The sequence below is a fragment of the Paraglaciecola marina genome (assembly GCF_004360155.1).
GTDB classification, from domain to species: domain Bacteria; phylum Pseudomonadota; class Gammaproteobacteria; order Enterobacterales; family Alteromonadaceae; genus Paraglaciecola; species Paraglaciecola marina.
In genome coordinates this window covers 1-17,650 of the sequence record NZ_SAIS01000033.1, presented here as the reverse complement: position 1 = coordinate 17,650, position 17,650 = coordinate 1, and the positions used below count along the sequence as shown (strand labels likewise).

The 17,650-nt window shown below is 37.5% G+C and carries 12 protein-coding genes; 9 read left to right on the top strand and 3 right to left on the bottom strand.

What is annotated here, in order from left to right; translation table 11 throughout:
- Positions 1–28: 28 nt before the first annotated feature.
- The gene (gene modF / locus EOK74_RS19460; protein ID WP_133471787.1) at positions 29–1,480 is read right to left on the bottom strand and encodes a molybdate ABC transporter ATP-binding protein ModF; all 1,452 of its coding nucleotides are present in this window, start codon (positions 1,478–1,480) and stop codon (positions 29–31) included.
- Between the two features lie 163 nt (positions 1,481–1,643).
- Here modF and EOK74_RS19455 point away from each other — a divergent pair, with 163 nt between their 5' ends.
- The 3 genes from EOK74_RS19455 (at position 1,644) to EOK74_RS19445 (ending at position 6,227) form a co-directional block, all read left to right on the top strand.
- Positions 1,644–4,472 (top strand): trypsin-like peptidase domain-containing protein, encoded by a 2,829-nt coding sequence (locus EOK74_RS19455; protein WP_133471786.1) that lies wholly within the window; start codon positions 1,644–1,646, stop codon positions 4,470–4,472.
- A 343-nt stretch (positions 4,473–4,815) separates the two neighbouring features.
- Positions 4,816–5,334: a hypothetical protein gene (locus tag EOK74_RS19450; RefSeq protein WP_133471785.1), complete on the top strand. Its 519-nt coding sequence runs from the start codon at positions 4,816–4,818 to the stop codon at positions 5,332–5,334.
- Positions 5,335–5,789: 455 nt separating this feature from the next.
- Positions 5,790–6,227, top strand: coding sequence for a cytochrome b562 (locus EOK74_RS19445; protein WP_133471784.1), 438 nt, complete (start codon positions 5,790–5,792; stop codon positions 6,225–6,227).
- A gap of 115 nt (positions 6,228–6,342) precedes the next feature.
- Here EOK74_RS19445 and EOK74_RS19440 read toward each other — a convergent pair whose 3' ends face one another.
- The gene (locus EOK74_RS19440) at positions 6,343–6,843 is read right to left on the bottom strand and encodes a lactoylglutathione lyase family protein (protein ID WP_133471783.1); all 501 of its coding nucleotides are present in this window, start codon (positions 6,841–6,843) and stop codon (positions 6,343–6,345) included.
- A 95-nt stretch (positions 6,844–6,938) separates the two neighbouring features.
- On the opposite strand from EOK74_RS19440, the gene EOK74_RS19435 reads away from it, so the two are divergent.
- From EOK74_RS19435 to EOK74_RS19425, 3 genes are all read left to right on the top strand, one after another.
- Complete coding sequence (locus EOK74_RS19435) at positions 6,939–7,817, top strand: LysR family transcriptional regulator (RefSeq protein WP_133471782.1); 879 nt, start codon at positions 6,939–6,941, stop codon at positions 7,815–7,817.
- Positions 7,818–7,878: 61 nt separating this feature from the next.
- Positions 7,879–8,529: a flavin reductase family protein gene (locus EOK74_RS19430; protein ID WP_133471781.1), complete on the top strand. Its 651-nt coding sequence runs from the start codon at positions 7,879–7,881 to the stop codon at positions 8,527–8,529.
- A gap of 112 nt (positions 8,530–8,641) precedes the next feature.
- Positions 8,642–10,489, top strand: coding sequence for a DUF885 domain-containing protein (locus tag EOK74_RS19425; protein WP_133471780.1), 1,848 nt, complete (start codon positions 8,642–8,644; stop codon positions 10,487–10,489).
- A gap of 270 nt (positions 10,490–10,759) precedes the next feature.
- Here the strand turns inward: EOK74_RS19425 and EOK74_RS19420 are convergent, their stop codons facing one another.
- Complete coding sequence (locus EOK74_RS19420; protein ID WP_133471779.1) at positions 10,760–12,931, bottom strand: exonuclease domain-containing protein; 2,172 nt, start codon at positions 12,929–12,931, stop codon at positions 10,760–10,762.
- 722 nt (positions 12,932–13,653) lie between these two features.
- On the opposite strand from EOK74_RS19420, the gene EOK74_RS19415 reads away from it, so the two are divergent.
- The 3 genes from EOK74_RS19415 to EOK74_RS21140 all read left to right on the top strand — a co-directional run bounded on the left by EOK74_RS19415 (position 13,654) and on the right by EOK74_RS21140 (position 17,374).
- The gene (locus tag EOK74_RS19415; RefSeq protein ID WP_133471778.1) at positions 13,654–14,280 is read left to right on the top strand and encodes a suppressor of fused domain protein; all 627 of its coding nucleotides are present in this window, start codon (positions 13,654–13,656) and stop codon (positions 14,278–14,280) included.
- A 283-nt stretch (positions 14,281–14,563) separates the two neighbouring features.
- A complete protein-coding gene (locus tag EOK74_RS19410; protein WP_133471777.1) occupies positions 14,564–14,878 on the top strand; it encodes a hypothetical protein in 315 nt (104 codons plus the stop codon).
- A gap of 996 nt (positions 14,879–15,874) precedes the next feature.
- A complete protein-coding gene (locus EOK74_RS21140) occupies positions 15,875–17,374 on the top strand; it encodes an SEC-C metal-binding domain-containing protein (protein WP_133471776.1) in 1,500 nt (499 codons plus the stop codon).
- The last annotated feature ends 276 nt before the right edge of the window (positions 17,375–17,650 follow it).

The window sequence follows — 17,650 nt, the reverse complement described above, 5'->3', positions numbered from 1 at the left end:
GTAAAAGAAGTATAACGAGCAGCCAAAACTATTCGATATTATTAAAGTCTGTCATATCCAGATGGTTTTGAATACTTGGGATCACATCCTCTTGATGATGGTTTACATACAATAAGGTAGTGTTACCTTCGCGGGCTAATAACTCAATTAAGGCCAGTACTTTTAAGCGGTTAATATCATCTAATCCGTTACAAGGCTCATCTAAAATTAATAAACTCGGATGTTTAACCATGGCTCTGGCTATTAAGACCATACGTTGATCACCAAAAGACAATTCAAAAAACGGCCTATCTTTATGAGCTTCTAGTCCAACAACCTGCAACCATTCATGTGCCAACTTAAGTTGATTGGTAGAAGGCTTTTGATACAAGCCCACACTGTTGTAATACCCAGACAACACCACATGCAACAATGAACAATTAACTTTATAATCTAAATGAAAGGCGTTAGACAAATAACCTATGTACTGTTTGATTTCCCAAATGCTTTCACCACTGCCCCGCTGAAACCCAAACACAAAAATGTCATTCACATAACACTGGGGATGATCACCTGTTATTAGATTCAACAGACAAGTTTTACCCGAGCCATTCGGCCCTGTTACTTGCCAATGTTGTTGCGGATTAACTGTCCAGCTAAGGCCACTAAATACAATATTGTCACCATAATTAACTTTAGTATCAGTAAGCCTAACTAAAGGAGCATTTTCGTCTAACGGGTGTGGCGCAAAACAATCATCATCTTTGCCAGGCAAAGACAAAGCTGCTTGTTGAATATGCTGTAATTGTTTGATGTGTTGCAACTGCTCTTCTAGATTATCGTTAACCTCAGCCTGCCAACCAATCGAACCCGCATCCATAAGTATGACTTGTTTACAAAACTCTGGTACTTCAGAGGCTCGGTTTAATACCAATAAAAGAGTAGTACTGCTAGATAACTCTTCGAGCAATTGATTGAGTTGTTCACTGGTTTTTATATCTAAACCATCCCAAGGATCATCTAATATCAGTAATTTAGGCTCTAAAATTAGGGCTTTAGCCAAGAGTAACTTACGGGTTTCACCTGTAGATAAGGCTCTAAATGGCTTGACTAACATAGCCTCTATAGAAAAAATGTCTTTCACTCTATTTAACAAATTTTGGTTTACCGCAACCCTGTCTAAACCATCAAATAACACTTCTTCTACTGTGGTAGGTACAGCAATGATATCCAAAATATCAGCACAGTCTTTTTTCTTTTCAGCCTCTATCAAGGCTTGCTGTTGCTCTACAGAAACCCAAGCAATATCAGCGGCAAGTTCTCGCTCACCAGACTCCCACAGCCCTTCGCCAGCAATACATGCAGCTAAAGCAGACTTACCACTACCGTTGGGGCCTAAAATCACTGAATGCTGGAGGGGGTTGATGTCTAAATTGTCAATACTAAGGTGGTAATGTTCATCTAATATCAAATGGCAATTTTTTAGGGATAACAAGGACATAAGTAACAAATTTTATTGAACATGTAGGAATAGTATCAAAATGTAATTTTAAATAAACTGACTCCCTATATTTATTCTTTGTGGCATATATCAATCAGCGACTGAACTCACTATTATCACAGCATAAAAATTCATTTCATCATCTCAACTTTAGGTTTTATGGATGCAAACAAATATAATCCCCAAGTTCTTCAAAGTTTTTAGCTCCCTTACTTTTTTAATATTCGCCTTAGCTTGTAGCGATTCCCCAAAGCCCAATAATTGGAATGAAACAGTTAAACGAACCTCTACTGGAGTAGTCAGCATCCAAATGGATGTGCCCGTTAGCTTTGATGGCAAATGGAATAGCAGCAGTTATGCAACCGGTTTTATAGTAGATGCAGAACAGGGCATCATTTTAACCAACCGCCATGTCGTATCGCCAGGCCCGGTAACCGCTAAGGCTATTTTAATTAATAACGAAGAAGTAGACCTTACCCCTTTGTATATTGACCCAGTCCACGACTTTGGATTTTTTCAATACACACCTGCAGATATAAAACATATTACCCCTCACCAATTTACCTTAAGCGATACTGCTCCCCATATAGGCCAAGAAATACGCATAATAGGTAATGACGCAGGGCAAAAAATATCTATATTAGACGGTACCATTTCAAGGCTCGACCGAGACGCCCCCAAATACGGCAAAGGTAACTATAACGACTTCAACACCTTTTATATTCAAGCCGCCACCTCCTCCACTGGAGGCTCATCAGGCTCTCCTGTTATTAATGTAAAAGGCGAAGTAATTGCATTAAATGCCGGTAGCCAATCTAAGTCTGCCAACTCATTTTTTGTGCCCCTAGAAAAAATTAAATTAGCACTTAAGAAGTTACAAAATAAACAAACCATCACTAGGGGCAGCTTACAAACCACATTCGTATCGACCCCCTATGCTGAATTACAACGACTAGGCCTGAGTGATGAGATGTCTACTCAATATAGAAAACTAAACCCTGAACTTAAAGGCTTGCTGGTAGTACGCTCTATTGTTCCCGACAGCCCCGCATATAACTTACTGGCTGTAGGTGATGTGTTACTGAGTATAGAAGAACAAGCCCTTGCTACGTTTTCTGAACTTGAAACCTATCTTGATACTTATACAAACCAAACCATAAAACTTGCAGTTCTACGAAGAGGAGAAGTTTTGTCATTAGAGTTGCAAGTAACAGATCTTAAAGACATCTCGCCTGCCGCCTATATTAGTTTTGATGACGGTATTTTTCATAATTTGTCCTACCAACAAGCTAGGCACTTTAACAAGCCTATTTCTGGGGTATATGTTGCTAATTCTCGTTATTTATTTAAACAAGGGGGCGTGCCTTCAAGGAGTGTTATCACAGAATTTAATGGTGTAAAAATTAAAAACATTAATGACTTAAATGCGCAATTAAAAGTTATTGAAGATGGCACAAAAGTCAACCTAAGATACTTTGACTTCTCTACACCTAACACCACTAACTATGGCCTAGTGGAAATTAATAGGAGATGGTTTGAACATAGTTTATGTACTAAAAATACAGAGCTAGGTTATTGGCCTTGTGAAACATTTGATGCACCTAAGGTTTCTTCAGTCCAAGACGTAAAATCCGAAACCACAGCCGTTATCACCAATAATATCGAAGACGCATTAGTCATGGTTAAATTCAATAGCCCTTACTCAATTCAAGGGCGCTCAGGGATTTCTAGTACCTCGGGTGCTGGCGTCATTGTTGATGTTAAAAAAGGGTGGGTTATTGTTCCCCGAAGCGTGGTGTTAAGTACCCTTGGTGATGTAAAACTGGTATTCAAAAACCAATTAGAAATAGAGGGTAAAGTTGAATACATACATCCTATCCATAACTTAGCCTTAGTATCTTTTGAGCCTAACAAAATACACAATATTAATTTGGCACAAATAACTATGAATCCAGAAAACCTGCAGGCCGGAGATGAAGTACTGCAAATTGGTTTGAATTACGATGGCATAGTAGAATATAGAACCACCACAGTAGACTCAACCGAAGAGTTATGGATAAGCCAATACAATGTACCAAGGTTTATTGATACCAACATACAAAGTACCTATTTAGTGAATGCAAACTCCTTTATTGAAGGGGTACTAGTTAATGCCAAAAATCAAGTAACAGGCCTCTGGACAACCTTTAATGAGCCAGACGAAAATGGCAAAAAATCTAGTTCATTTGTAACCGGCATTTCCATCGACTACGTGTTAGAAACCATGGACTTAGCAGCAAGCAACCGGCCAGTTTACTCCTTAGATTTAAACCTAACTCAGATCTCTCCCGTTGATGCTTTGCAAATGGGTTTAAGTAACGAGTGGTTAAACACCCTAATGTCTAACAACCCAGACGCCAAAAAATTATTGGCTATATACAATGTGGCTCCGGTATCAGCTAGTGCAAACATATTTAAACGCGGTGATATTTTGTTAGCCATTAATGAAAAACCAGTCACAGAGTTTAGGCAAGTAGAAAAACTATCCCAAGTGCCAAAAGTAACCGTCACCTATTTTAGTGAAGGGTTAGTAAAAACCACTCAAGTAGCAACAACCCCACTCTACGGTCAGGATATAAATAGAGTATTTTATTGGTCAGGGGCTTATTTGCATGCACCGCACCGAGCAGCTCAGTTGCAAGCTAACGTTAATGATCAAGGGGTCTATGTGGCTAGCTATAACTATGGCTCTCCTGCAACCCGTTATGGGGTTTATGCCATGAGAAGAATCGTTGAAATTGATGGCACTCCCATCACCACAGCAGATGACTTTTTAGAGGCAGTAAAAAATAAGCAACATCAAGAAACCGTAATCATTAAAACCTTAGACTTTAACAACGTTCCTAAAATAACTACTTTAAGAATGGACAATAATTACTGGCCTTTTTACGAGCTAACCTACCGAGATGGCGATTGGCATAGGGTTAATCATTTAAACTCCCTATCTCAATAACAAAGTTTGTTTGACTAAGCCCACAATACGCACATGCAAAAGGCCCAACTATAGAAAGTTGGGTCTATTATTCAGATAAAATAAACAACCAGTCACCACCCTAAAGAATAACTGGTTATTTTATTGTGATGTCTTGTTGAAATTTCTGTTCGAGAATCCTAGCGAGATACCCATTTAAAGCATTTCTAAAAACAGCTGATTTATGTTTTGAAGATGTATAATTTATTAAATATTCAAGTAACAGACCAAACGTAAATATTGTATTCTAGATATCCAGAATATGTCTGATAGCAGAAATACTAAGTACAGATTAACTAGGTAGGCCATTTAAAGGAATTCACTGATGAATTTGAAAGTTGCAAGGGTAAAAGTATCCATAGTACTTAGCTTAATGTTAATCAATAACAGTAGTTTCTCAAAAGAACAGAGTCCTAGTCAGGTTCAACAAGAGGATACAGAACAAATAGAAGTAATTGGCAGCAAACCTTTGTATTATTACCGACAGCAAATGGTCAAAACTGAACTTAAATTTTATGACAGCCTCAACAATTTGCTAGAAAACCCTCAATATAAAGTAAAGTGTAAAAAAGAAGCCGTTCGCCAAGGGAGCCGTATAACTCAAAGAGCTTGTTATCCTCAATATTTTCTAGCGAAAAAAGCGGAGTTAACGAAAATAGCAATGCAAACAAGTGGAGTATTGCCTTCAGACGCAGATGTAGAATTAATGGTAAAACAAGAAAAAGCAGCTTCGCTTGCTTATATAGAAAAACTGGTTGAGCAAAATCCAGAATTGAAAAAACAGCTATTTGAAATGTACCAATCGAAACAAATTTTCTTGTCTAAAAAAGAAAACAGCAAATGAAAAGCTTAAGGAGGCACCGGTTTTAAAACTATGAGTTTTAATTGGCATCCCATATCCAGCACTTCTTTCCTTTTAAGGTAAACAGATATATAGAAATATTTGCGCCTTCGTTGTAGTGATTTAGCTTTTTTCCGGCAACTTTAAAAGACAGCCATTTTTAAAAAAGTCAAATTTAGCGCAGTTTATTGAGTTGGTTACCTGATTATTTTCAGAGTTTTGGTGTGACTTTGACTTGTGAAAGGTGGTGTTAAGTCATGTTGATTAGGTTTTTAGTAAATTAAGCTGAATACTCAAATTTCACCCTTGGGGTAGCATTCAGTTTGTACTGAATCTGGTTATCTCTTGTATTTAAGCGCCTTTAAGTGCATTAGCTTAGAAGTCTGCGTAAGCTTATGCGTAGCGCAGAAATACATCTATGCTAAACTCCTCGCCTTCTTTTATGAATGAGTCCCAAAATGTTGTCAGTAAAAAGTCTAAGTCTAATTTTAGTTGCTCTTTATGGAAGCCTGTTGCTTGGCAGTCAGGTATTTGCCCAAGACTCTGTGGCAAAAGTAACCGCTAGTACAGATGTTGAAGCGACTATGAAATCAATGGCCTTGGCCTATAAACAAGCTATGGTTGCTACTGAGCCAAGTGCTATGCAGAGCAAAGTTACCAAATTAAAGCAACTTGTGGCTTCGGTGCAATTAGTGCGGTTTGAACCCAAAAGACAATCGATATTGCAACAGGGCTTAACTGAAGTACAAGCGCAGTTAGATTTAGTTAATGCCAGCCTAACTGAAGGTGATATGACAACCGCAAAACAGCAGTTAGAAAAGGTGGATGCTTTAAAAAAGCAGTACCATAAAAAACGTAGCCCAAGTATATGGGAGCTTCTTTTTGGCAGTGACTAAAGCCTTATTTGATTAATAGCTATCGTTAAAAAAAGACCCAAGGTAAAAAGTTGGGTCTTTGCTTCTGAAAACACAATTACCTTATTATCGCCCTACACAATAACTAAGCTAATGACTAGTATGCACCAGCACCATAGGTTAACTCGTAACTATGGCTGTATATTTCTAGAATGTTTCCGAACGGGTCTTCCATATAAATCATACGGTATGGTTTTTCACCTGGGTAATAGTAACGTGGTTTTTCCATACGCTTTTTGCCACTGGCTGCAACAATGGCGTCAGCCAATTCTTCAAGGTTTGGATCTTGAACACAAAAGTGAAATACGCCAGTCTTCCAATATTCAAAGTTATCTTTAGGATCTTCTTGGTTTTTAAATTCGAAAATTTCAACACCAATACGATCCCCAGTAGATAAATGGGCTATTTTGAATTTTTCCCATTTTGCACCAAATACGTCAGTACACATTTCGCCAATTGGGCTATCGTCTTCGATAATTTCGGTTGGCTTCATGATTTCATACCAACCTAAGACTTCGGTGTAAAACTTCACTGCTTTTTCTACGTCAGGTACCGAAATACCAATATGTGAAAAGGTTCTGGGATATGCTTTGCTCATCTTTTGTTTCCTCGTTTATTTTAATGTGCAAAGTATAAGCACCATGTTAAATTATGAAAAATTATTAATTTTTATAATTATGAGAATATTTTGTAATGATTAACACATCCTGGTTAAAGACATTCTGTAAGTTAGTAGACGTTAGGCACTTCACCCAAACGAGTGAGTCTTTGTATATGACTCAGTCTGGAGTAAGTCAGCATATAAAAAAGCTTGAACAGCAATTAGATACGGCGCTTTTGATCCGCTCTGGAAAGTCTTTTACGCTAACTGAGGCGGGGATTAAACTACATCACGAAGGTAAAATACTACTTAACTCTATGACAGAGTTAGAGTCATCTATTAAAAAAGATGAACCCTATTCAGGGCCTGTAAAAATATCTTCTCCGGGTAGTGTTGGCCTTAAGCTTTACCCTCACCTATTGAGTATTCAGCAACAACACCCTGAGCTTTTTATTGATTATAGCTTTGCACCAAATTCAGATATTGAAGCACGAATAACCGCCAGAAAAATCGATATTGGTTTAATTACTGAGCGCAGTAAACATCAAGATATCATTTCCGAAAAAATTGCCTTAGAGCCACTGGTATTAATCACTTCTAGCGAAATTAAAGCCGTTAATTGGCAAGAACTAAGTAAACTGGGATTTATTAACCACCCAGATGGGGCGCACCATGCACAACTATTATTGAGTAAAAACTTTGCGGAGTTCGAACATATAGAACAATTTCGCCATAGTGGATTTTCAAACCAAGTGAGTTTGATTTTAGAACCCGTTAGCCGAGGTTTAGGCTTTACGGTTTTACCCATTCACGCCACCCATGCCTTTACTAACCAAGCTAATATTAAAGTACATAAGCTTGAGCACTCGGTAAGTGAGCCCCTTTACCTATGCCACAATCGCTACTCTTTTGAAACCAAGCGTATTAGCTATATAAAGAGCGTTATCACAGACTTTATAGCGAATTTTTGATCTTGTTTTCACTCAAAAACGTAATAATCTATTTGTAACGTTTCAACCTTAAGTAGGCAATATGCAACATATCAATAACCACACTTTAAACGCCTACCCGGCTAGATACAGAGTCCAGCTGATTAACAGTTTATCAGGCTTTAAAAGCGCGAATTTAATCGGCACAATTGATAAACAGCAACAAACTAATTTAGCGATATTTAGCTCTGTGGTTCACCTTGGTGCATCGCCCGCTTTGGTTGGGTTTATCATGCGCCCCGACAGTGTTGAAAGGCACACACTAGAGAACATTCAAATAACCGAACAATATACCATCAATCAAGTAAACCAAGACATTTGGCAAGCAGCCCACCAGACCTCAGCTCGTTACCTTAAAGAAGAATGTGAATTTCAAAAAACAGGATTAACACGAGAGTTTATTGAAGGGGTGAAAGTCCCCTTTGTAAAAGAAAGCCAGCTCAAGTATTTGTTAACACTACAAGATATAATGCCAATAAAGGCCAATAACACCTTGTTCGTTATTGGTGAAATCACAGATATATTGTGCCAAGAACACGCTATAAAAGACGATGGCTACATAGATATCGAATCTTTAAATACAGTGTCACTATCTGGTTTAGACTGCTATCACAGCACCCAAAGGCTTTCTCGATTAAGTTACGCGAAACCAGAATCTACACTCTATCCCTTATCCATTGATGGTGAAAAATAGCACTAACAAAGCAAGTCACCTCAACATTAAGACGACTCATCAGGTTACCAAAGCAAACCCTTGCTATTAGATGATTAGGCCTTTATTTTAAATAAAAAAGGGAAGGATAATCATGCTACTAAAACCACACAAAAATATAAGAACACTCGCCTTTTGTTTAATCATATCTGCTTGTACCCCAGTAGAAAAAGAACAAAAAAACACCGTGAAAAGTGAAGTAACTGAAAAAGCCGTGCAGCTTTCTGAAGATGAAAAAATTGCACTATTTTTTGAAGATATCTTTAATGAAAACGTAGCAAGTAGCCCTGAGTATCAAACTAGCCTTGGTATAAAAACTGAAGACTATGGTAAGTGGGATGACAGCTCAGATGAGTATTACCTAAATACCTTTATTCAGGAGCGCAAAAATCAATTAGCACGATTGAAAGATAACTTCGATTATCAAAGTCTTAACGATACCAACAAATTAAGTTATGACCTGTTTGTATTTAACGCTGAGCGTTCCATTGAAAACGCTGCTTGGTATCGACATCACTATGTCGTTGACCAATTTAATGGCCAAGTAACCAATAAAATAGCTTTTATTCAAAACAATCACAAAATTGATAATGTTAGTGATGCAGAGGCATACATTCAGCGACTTAATGGCATCGATAAGGTGTTTGTAGAGTTTGCGAAACAATTAAATGATCGTGCAGAGTTTGCTGTGATTACCCCTGAGTTTTCATTCCCCGATATGATAAAAGACATCGGAAACTTAAAAACCTCAGATCCTAAAAGCCATATTCTGTATTTAGATTTTAGTGACAAACTAAATGCTCTTGAAATTAGCCAAGTAGAAAAAGCTACCCTTAAACTAGAAGCCGAACAGGCAATAGCAGGGCCATTTCAAACGGGTGTTGAGACATTATTGGATCAAATAGTACAAATCCAAGCTATGGCAAAAGGTAATAATGGCGTGTGGGCGTTACCTAACGGAGAAGAGTTTTATGGTAACCGCATCAAGTACCACACCACCCTAGATTTGACTGCTGACGAAATCCACCAAATTGGTTTAGATGATGTGGCGCGTATTCATAAAGAAATGCGTGAAATCATGAAAGAAGTTCATTTTGAAGGGAGTCTGCAAGAGTTTTTTGCCTTTGTACGTAACGACCCTAATAACTTTTATGAAGACAGTGATGCGGGCCGAGAAGCCTTTTTAGCTGAAGCTCGCCAAAGTACCGCAGATATTTTTGCCATAGCCGATCAATACTTCAATAAATTACCGAAAGCTGATTTAGAAGTGAGAAGAGTAGAGCCTTGGCGAGAAAACAGTACCAGTATCGCCTTTTATAACCGGCCGTCTTTAGATGGATCTCGCCCTGGCAGATACTACGCCAACCTCAAAGATATGAAAAACCTGCAAAAATACGTATTTTCTGCCATTACCTATCACGAAGGTGTGCCTGGACATCACTTTCAAATAGCCTTAGCGCAAGAGCTTGAAGATTTACCTAAGTTCCGTAAGTTTAGCGGTTACGGAGCCTATACCGAAGGCTGGGCTTTATATGCAGAGCAGCTAGCCAGAGAGATGGGATTTTACAAAGACCCAATGTATAACTTTGGTCGCTTACAAGATGAGATTTGGCGTTCTGTACGTTTAGTGACTGATACAGGTATTCATTCAAAAAAATGGACCCGAGAACAGGCCATTCAATACTTTATGGAGAATACACCAATCAGTGAAGGAGATATTGTCACAGAGGTTGAGCGTTATTTTGTGCTCCCAGGGCAAGCACTAGGCTACAAATTAGGCATGATTACAATATTAGCTCTAAGAGAAAAAGCCAAAGCGGCTTTAGGCGACAAGTTCGATATCAAAGATTTTCATGACGTAGTAATAGGCACCGGTGCCCTGCCCTTGCCCATATTGACTAAACAAGTCGATAAATACATAGCAGCAAATAGTATCGAGTAAAACGCAAATAAGCGATACACCCACCAAGATAGATTATTGATCTGTCTTGGTGACTTTGGTTGCCGCTCACTCAAACAACAGGTCCATCAAACGCTCAACCTCTCCTACTGATATCGACCCCATTACTATTTAATTACCTAAGACTCGGCTTAATAAAAACCACAAATAGGTTTTATTAACGTTATAAAAACGTCAATAGGATAAATAAAACTTAATTTTCCCGACAGGTTTAATATTTATGGTGGTTGAGAAGTTCAAATAAGTTTTAATTCACGATTTTAGATGACCATATTTACACTCATTCACCAAATTCAATATTTGTGCTGTAGCTTGTGCATCGCACAAGGCTCTATGATGATTGACAAGAGGTATTTCAAAATGCTGACAAAGGTTTGCAAGAGAATAAGATTTTAGTCCAGGAAGGTATTTTCTAGACTCCCTCACTGTACATAATTTTGGCATGCTGAACTTTCGATCTATTCGCTGATATTCTTGTTTGATAAACCCATAATCAAAATTGACGTTATGGGCCACAAAAATGCATCCTTGAACAAAATCAATAAACGTATCAGCGACCTCGCAAAAAAGAGGAGCGCCCTTAACCATAGTGTTATTGATCCCTGTTAACTTGGTAATAAATTTTGAAATATGGCGTTCAGGATTAACCAAGCTTGTCCATGTATCGACCACTTCGCCGTTCACTACTTTTACGGCACCAATTTCAGTAATGCGGTGCTGGGGATGTTTGCCGCCTGTTGTTTCTATATCCACCACAACATAGGGTTGCATCGGGTCGACACTCCAAGTGACACGGCAGATCCCAACGTCAAATCCTGCGGCTTGCAGGGCATTCAGACTCACAAACTGGTTAGGCCGTATCGCGTCTCCGGGGGCTTTGACCTCTTCAAACCGTAATTTTCCCTGTTCTATAATCATCAAGTCTGGATAACCATCCTTTAACCCCTGATAATTTTTTGCCATGGCCCGTAAATGCTCTACAACCCCTTCTAAAGGAGCAGCATTCAAAAATATAGAAATGATCTCCATTATTTTTGAGTTCCAACGGAACATTCCATTGGGTTGACCATAATATTTAGTCGCCATTTTCGTCAGATAAACTATGGCATTTTGCGGTGTCGAAAATATCAATAGACGCTGTTCAATGGCTTCGCTTAACTCCTGATAAATTGAGTTTTCTTTTACCACTTTTGGTCTCCGATCAAACTCTGTTGCAATTGAACCGGCTTGAAAGTTAAATAATTCCTGCCAAAATGTCAGGCCAAATAATGCATTGAATAAACGATTTTCGGTTCTAAAAACAATGGCTCCTTGGCGCTGATAATATTGCTTCACGCCCATTTCTACTTTGTCTTTGTACAACTCATCGATAACCAGATTAATACTGTCTTCTCGTAACTTTTGGGTGAGCTTGCTTATCTTTGATTGATGATATTTGCGTAAATAAAAATCTTCTGCAAACAGCAATAATGCATCATCTAAGGAGTGATCAATAAGACGTTCTAGGTGTTCCTTTACCTTTTCTTTCTCGCCAGTTTTATAAAGCTCTCTTAACCATTTCTCTTGGGCCTTGTGGTAACAGGAAGCGCTCAGATATTCCAATGCTAAAGAGTGGTCTATGTTCAACAACTGTTTGCCTAATATATAGAAATAGTCATCCCTAAGCTTTGCAGACTGCGGGCAATTATCTGCTACAACTGGGTGTGCGGCCACTCCTTGGCTGTGTAGCGCATATTCTTCTATATCTAATTCATTTCGTTTTAATTTTTCTAATTTGGCGCTGTAGTAAAAAACACTCTTGGCCTGCTCTATGCTATGAAATCTCGCACAAGCTTTTGTATCTTTAGTTCGCGTTCTTAAAACGCCCAAGTCACGCATAGAAAACTTATTTAAACCACTAGTGCTATCGCCAAAGAATAAAAAAAGTAGATAGGCCAAACAGTCATCGAAATTTTTTACTAAAAATTGACTAGCAAGTTTTGATTTGAGGCACTGGTTAATCGAGCAAAGCTCGTTTACTTGCTCTAGTACATTTTGTTTACTGACACTTTTTTTCACGACTTCAGAATGATGACAACATAGCAGCTCAATCAGTTGTTCTTTGGTTAATTCCTGTAACCAATCTTTAATGTCACCTGGGTTTAACTTACCTAAAAAACCTTTGTCAGCTAACGTTTGCAATTGAAGTGGACAATCTTCAATTTCTTGATAAATCATTTTATCTAGTTTTATAAAGCGACTTTGCCGGTTGATGACTCTGACAAACATACACTGAGCCCCATGGGGTAACGCTTGATAAGACTTTAAAAAATTTTGATTACCTTCATCTAACAGATGTAAACACTCTTGGGTGAGAAAGTGAATAATTTCATTGAAATGATCGAGGTAATATTTCTCAGGTAACGCCTTATTTTTTCTAAACATTGGGGGCTCAACTAACCAATAACAAAAACATTATATACAGTAGTTTATACAGTTGTAAAATGCTGAGCCTATAGTTTTCAATGACATTAATTTATGTGGCTAATCTTTTAGTCATTTATACCAAGATGAATATAGAAAGCTGTATTCAAATGTAAGCTAAGTGTCTTCTAAATTGGATGAAAGCAGTTCACATTAAAGCTCATCGAAAGATTAGATAACCCCAAACGTAAAGCTTCACACCTTAAGGGTATGACAGACTGTTTTGAGCGAAAAGCCGACCATTAACAAAGTGGCTGAAATGACTGATGATTTTAAGTAAGCAGACATCCAGCTGTTTATTAAATAATTTTACCATCGATGTATTTTAGCTAATTGAAGGGCTGTCAATATATACAGGTATAATGGAAATAGTAAAATATTGTCCTTATTGCTTCCTATTATGTAAATTTTCTAAGTCTCACTTTGTTTTTCAAAAAATCACTAAGTTATTAATTTAACTATGGAAAATATTTTGCTCATGGTTTTTAATAGGAAGCGGAAAAGTCACGTTAAAGTCGAGTCTCCTTTTGCTTTTGCAACTCTTTGTGGTTTTGATAGCATGAAGGTTAAAAATAATTAATAAAATCAAAAGGTAAGTGTTTAAATTGACGAAAATAAAAATCAAATCGAGAAGTTACATATACAACATGCTCGATAATAAGCGTTATAACTAAAGGAAAATTATGAGTCTGCTGGAAGATTCGTGGGAACAAAGAGAAGAACAAGTATATCCAGAATTATTTGGCGGTACTGGTGAAGGTATTTACCCGTTAGATGCCTCTCTATTCAAAAATCAATTTGGCATCGACAGCATTGATCCTAGATGGTTACATTTTGGTGTTTTCAAATGTGCTCCAACGAGTGACAGAAAAACTTGGGTTTATGTCACCTCTGGCATGTCTAATACATGGGAGTCAGATGACCCGCAAGAATATTCAGGTTTCGGAACAGAGTTTATCCTCGAAACAAATGAGGAAAGTGATTGGGCTATGAATGCGTTACGTAGTTTAGTAGCTTTCAATCTTCTTGTGTCCGTTGGTCATTATGGTGATAAACCTCTAGTTGACTATGGAGACCGCATTCCAATGAAAATTGAGCCGAATATTTCAAGCTTAATGGTTGTAAAGCCAAATCAATTCCCTGAATCATTCGACTTAATATCTGGAAAAGTCGATATACTGCAAATTACAGGTATTACAGCTCAAGAATTGGATTACGCAAAAGAGAATAGCTCAGAGGAATTAGCAAATAAGCTATTCGAATCTCAGGGTTCATTTACTATAAAACCTGATAGGTTAGGTGTAGTTTAGTTATAACAAGTTGCTCAAACGGACAAAAAACTGTTGGCTTTTGCTCGTTCCTCGCTAATTTTAGCCAACAATTTTTTGCCGCTTAGCAAAGCGTTGAGGCTGTAGAAAAAGGTCAGAGATAGAAAATGGCAATGCGCTACGTCAAATATTTCTGATGTTTAATGGTTAAACCTATACAGATTTCACGTAGCGACGCGTTTTTGTGGTCAAATTAGGTCAATTTTTATAACAAATTTTAAGGTGAGGTTTTTTCTACACCCTCGTTATGTGGTCATGGAAGAATATGAGTTGCGATAAGTGCCAGAGTATAAAAAAGATTATCAAAGTTCCTCGAGATCTTACTGAAGCGATCTTACTGGCTAGGCTTAAAATCGAAGATGGAACTCTGAAATATCTTGGAGCGGGTTCTTACGGTGATCCTTTTAAGCGTATTGCTTCAGGCAAAAGTTGGAGTGATTTCGTAAATAACTATTTCTCATGTTCGACCTGCAACCAAATATTCAATCTACACGCTGAAACATATCATGGTAGCGGCGGTAAATTAGAGGCAGTGCAAGAAATCGAAGGCGAGTTAAGCAATGATGTATATCCCACATAAGTTCTTACAGAAGTTCTTACAGAGACACCCATTTTTAAAATTAGCTAAACCACAGACCAGCTTCAAGGTTGTAGCTGGGAAAGTATTTAAGTAAGCTCTTTTTTTGGGGGTCTACGTAAGCTCTTATCACTATTTTTCACGATGCTATTTTCTGTAGAAGTTCTTACAGAGACACCCATTTTTAAAATTAGCTAAACCACAGACCAGCTTCAAGGTTGTAGCTGGGAAAGTATTTAAGTAAGCTCTTTTTTTGGGGGTCTACGTAAGCTCTTATCACTATTTTTCACGATGCTATTTTCTGTAGAAGTTCTTACAGAGACACCCATTTTTAAAATTAGCTAAACCACAGACCAGCTTCAAGGTTGTAGCTGGGAAAGTATTTAAGTAAGCTCTTTTTTTGGGGGTCTACGTAAGCTCTTATCACTATTTTTCACGATGCTATTTTCTGTAGAAGTTCTTACAGAGACACCCATTTTTAAAATTAGCTAAACCACAGACCAGCTTCAAGGTTGTAGCTGGGAAAGTATTTAAGTAAGCTCTTTTTTTGGGGGTCTACGTAAGCTCTTATCACTATTTTTCACGATGCTATTTTCTGTAGAAGTTCTTACAGAGACACCCATTTTTAAAATTAGCTAAACCACAGACCAGCTTCAAGGTTGTAGCTGGGAAAGTATTTAAGTAAGCTCTTTTTTTGGGGGTCTACGTAAGCTCTTATCACTATTTTTCACGATGCTATTTTCTGTAGAAGTTCTTACAGAGACACCCATTTTTAAAATTAGCTAAACCACAGACCAGCTTCAAGGTTGTAGCTGGGAAAGTATTTAAGTAAGCTCTTTTTTTGGGGGTCTACGTAAGCTCTTATCACTATTTTTCACGATGCTATTTTCTGTAACATATTGATTTAAAGTATATTTTATTGTTTTGTTACAATGGGTGTCTCGATAAGTATCCGGCGTTATACAGTTCAAATGTCTATAAACTCGGGGGATTATTGAAATGTTAAAGCCAATAATAAAAGAAGGTGGAATTACAGCGAGTGAAAGATATCTTGCTAAGTTAGCTGAGCACACATTTCTGAGCTTATGGAGTTACCCAAATGTTTATACAGATGAAGGTTACAGCAAAAACAATGAGGGTAAAGAGCTTTGTGATCTTCTAGTAGTCTTTGATAATAAGGTTATTATTTTCTCGGATAAAGATATTAATTTTAATGTCGAAATAGATGTAAATGTCGCTTGGAAACGATGGTTTAAAAAGTCAGTAATTAAATCTGCGGCACAGCTATATGGGGCAGAGTCGTGGATACAAAGGTATTCAGATAGACTGTTTTTAGATAAAAAAAATCAAGTGGCATTTCCTATTACTATCCTAATGAAAGAACTTGAAGTGTACTTAATCGCTGTTACAAAAAATAGCAATGCGCCTGCTGAGGGCTATTTCTCGACACTTGGCAAGGGTAGCACTGGTACACTAATGCAAGTATATCCATTTTCAAAAAACGAAAGTTTGGATAACCCATTTATTATTGGTGATCTTAATCCTTCGAAAAGTTTTGTTCACGTACTGGATGAAGTTTCATTAGACTTGCTTCTCAACGAGCTAGATACGATAAGTGACTTTACGACTTACCTGAAAGAAAAAGAGCTAGCAATACGGGATGGTTTTCTTCAGCAAACTGCTGGAGAGGAGGATTTACTAGCTCATTATTTACTAAATCCTGAAAAAACAAAACTAGGAACAATACCAAGGCTTATAGGTAATCAGCGAGATCATTCTATAATGATTGCCGAAGGTGCATGGGAAGAATATACATCATCAGACTTGGCTAAAGGCTTAAAATCTTTTAGAGATAAGAGCTTCTATTGGGATGAGCTAATTACCCTTTTTTCTAAACATATTTTGAGCGCACAAGTTGGTTGGGGTAGTGAAGTACCGTTTAATATTCATGAAAAAGCAGTTAATTATTTAGCTGCTGAAAATAGAAAATCGAGAGGATGCTTGTGTGAAGCATTTGAAGACAAACTTCAAACTGTTCCTCAAAATACTAGAAGTGCAAGGCTCACCTTTTCACCTCAGTACAAAGATCGCTTGTATGTGTTTCTATTCTTTCCTCGAAATGATAAGCAGACAAATAGTGATTATAGACTATCTAGGCAAGATGCTATTAAAGCATATTCTTTAGTTGCTAAGTATCAAAACCCAGAAGCGATTCATGTAATAGTACTAGCTACAGAAACTCAAAAGTCTGAAACTAGGTCGGAAGACATTTACTCTGTTCATTATGATAAATCATTGTCTACCGAAGAAAGAAAGGAAGCTAAACGAATTATGAAAGAAAACAATGTTCTTAATTACACAAAAAGATTCAATAGCAAGTACCTTAGTGCAGAGAGTACTCGTCCTTACATCAATATGTCTCCGGATGTAGGGAGAAATTCACCTTGTATCTGTGGATCAGGTAAAAAATACAAAAAATGTTGTTTAGGAACTGTATAACCAAGATAACAAAAGATAACAAAGACAGTCATTATTAAAAAAGTAAAAGACAGCGTTTTTCATTAAGTCTTTTTCCTGATTGTTTTCGGGTTTTTGGTGGGTGTTTTGATGTTTTAAAGGTTGGTTTTTCGATATTGAAGAGTTTACTTTGTTATTGGGTGTGAAAACTAAAATTTCAGGCGAGTTTTAACTCTCCAGCTTATGCTGAGTGTTGTGTCTAGTGCTTAGAGGCTTCAGGCGCTTTTGAGTAAGGCTCTGGCCTTTGCCATCCCTCGT

Coding starts and splice junctions, on each gene's coding strand:
- EOK74_RS19450 (WP_133471785.1), top strand. CDS start 4,816: ATGAATTTGAAAGTTGCAAGGGTAAAAGTATCCATAGTACTTAGCTTA.
- EOK74_RS19445 (WP_133471784.1), top strand. CDS start 5,790: ATGTTGTCAGTAAAAAGTCTAAGTCTAATTTTAGTTGCTCTTTATGGA.
- EOK74_RS19420 (WP_133471779.1), bottom strand. CDS start 12,931: ATGTTTAGAAAAAATAAGGCGTTACCTGAGAAATATTACCTCGATCAT.
- EOK74_RS19410 (WP_133471777.1), top strand. CDS start 14,564: ATGAGTTGCGATAAGTGCCAGAGTATAAAAAAGATTATCAAAGTTCCT.
- EOK74_RS19440 (WP_133471783.1), bottom strand. CDS start 6,843: ATGAGCAAAGCATATCCCAGAACCTTTTCACATATTGGTATTTCGGTA.
- EOK74_RS19435 (WP_133471782.1), top strand. CDS start 6,939: ATGATTAACACATCCTGGTTAAAGACATTCTGTAAGTTAGTAGACGTT.
- EOK74_RS19430 (WP_133471781.1), top strand. CDS start 7,879: ATGCAACATATCAATAACCACACTTTAAACGCCTACCCGGCTAGATAC.
- EOK74_RS19455 (WP_133471786.1), top strand. CDS start 1,644: ATGCAAACAAATATAATCCCCAAGTTCTTCAAAGTTTTTAGCTCCCTT.
- EOK74_RS19425 (WP_133471780.1), top strand. CDS start 8,642: ATGCTACTAAAACCACACAAAAATATAAGAACACTCGCCTTTTGTTTA.
- modF (WP_133471787.1), bottom strand. CDS start 1,480: ATGTCCTTGTTATCCCTAAAAAATTGCCATTTGATATTAGATGAACAT.
- EOK74_RS19415 (WP_133471778.1), top strand. CDS start 13,654: ATGAGTCTGCTGGAAGATTCGTGGGAACAAAGAGAAGAACAAGTATAT.
- EOK74_RS21140 (WP_133471776.1), top strand. CDS start 15,875: ATGTTAAAGCCAATAATAAAAGAAGGTGGAATTACAGCGAGTGAAAGA.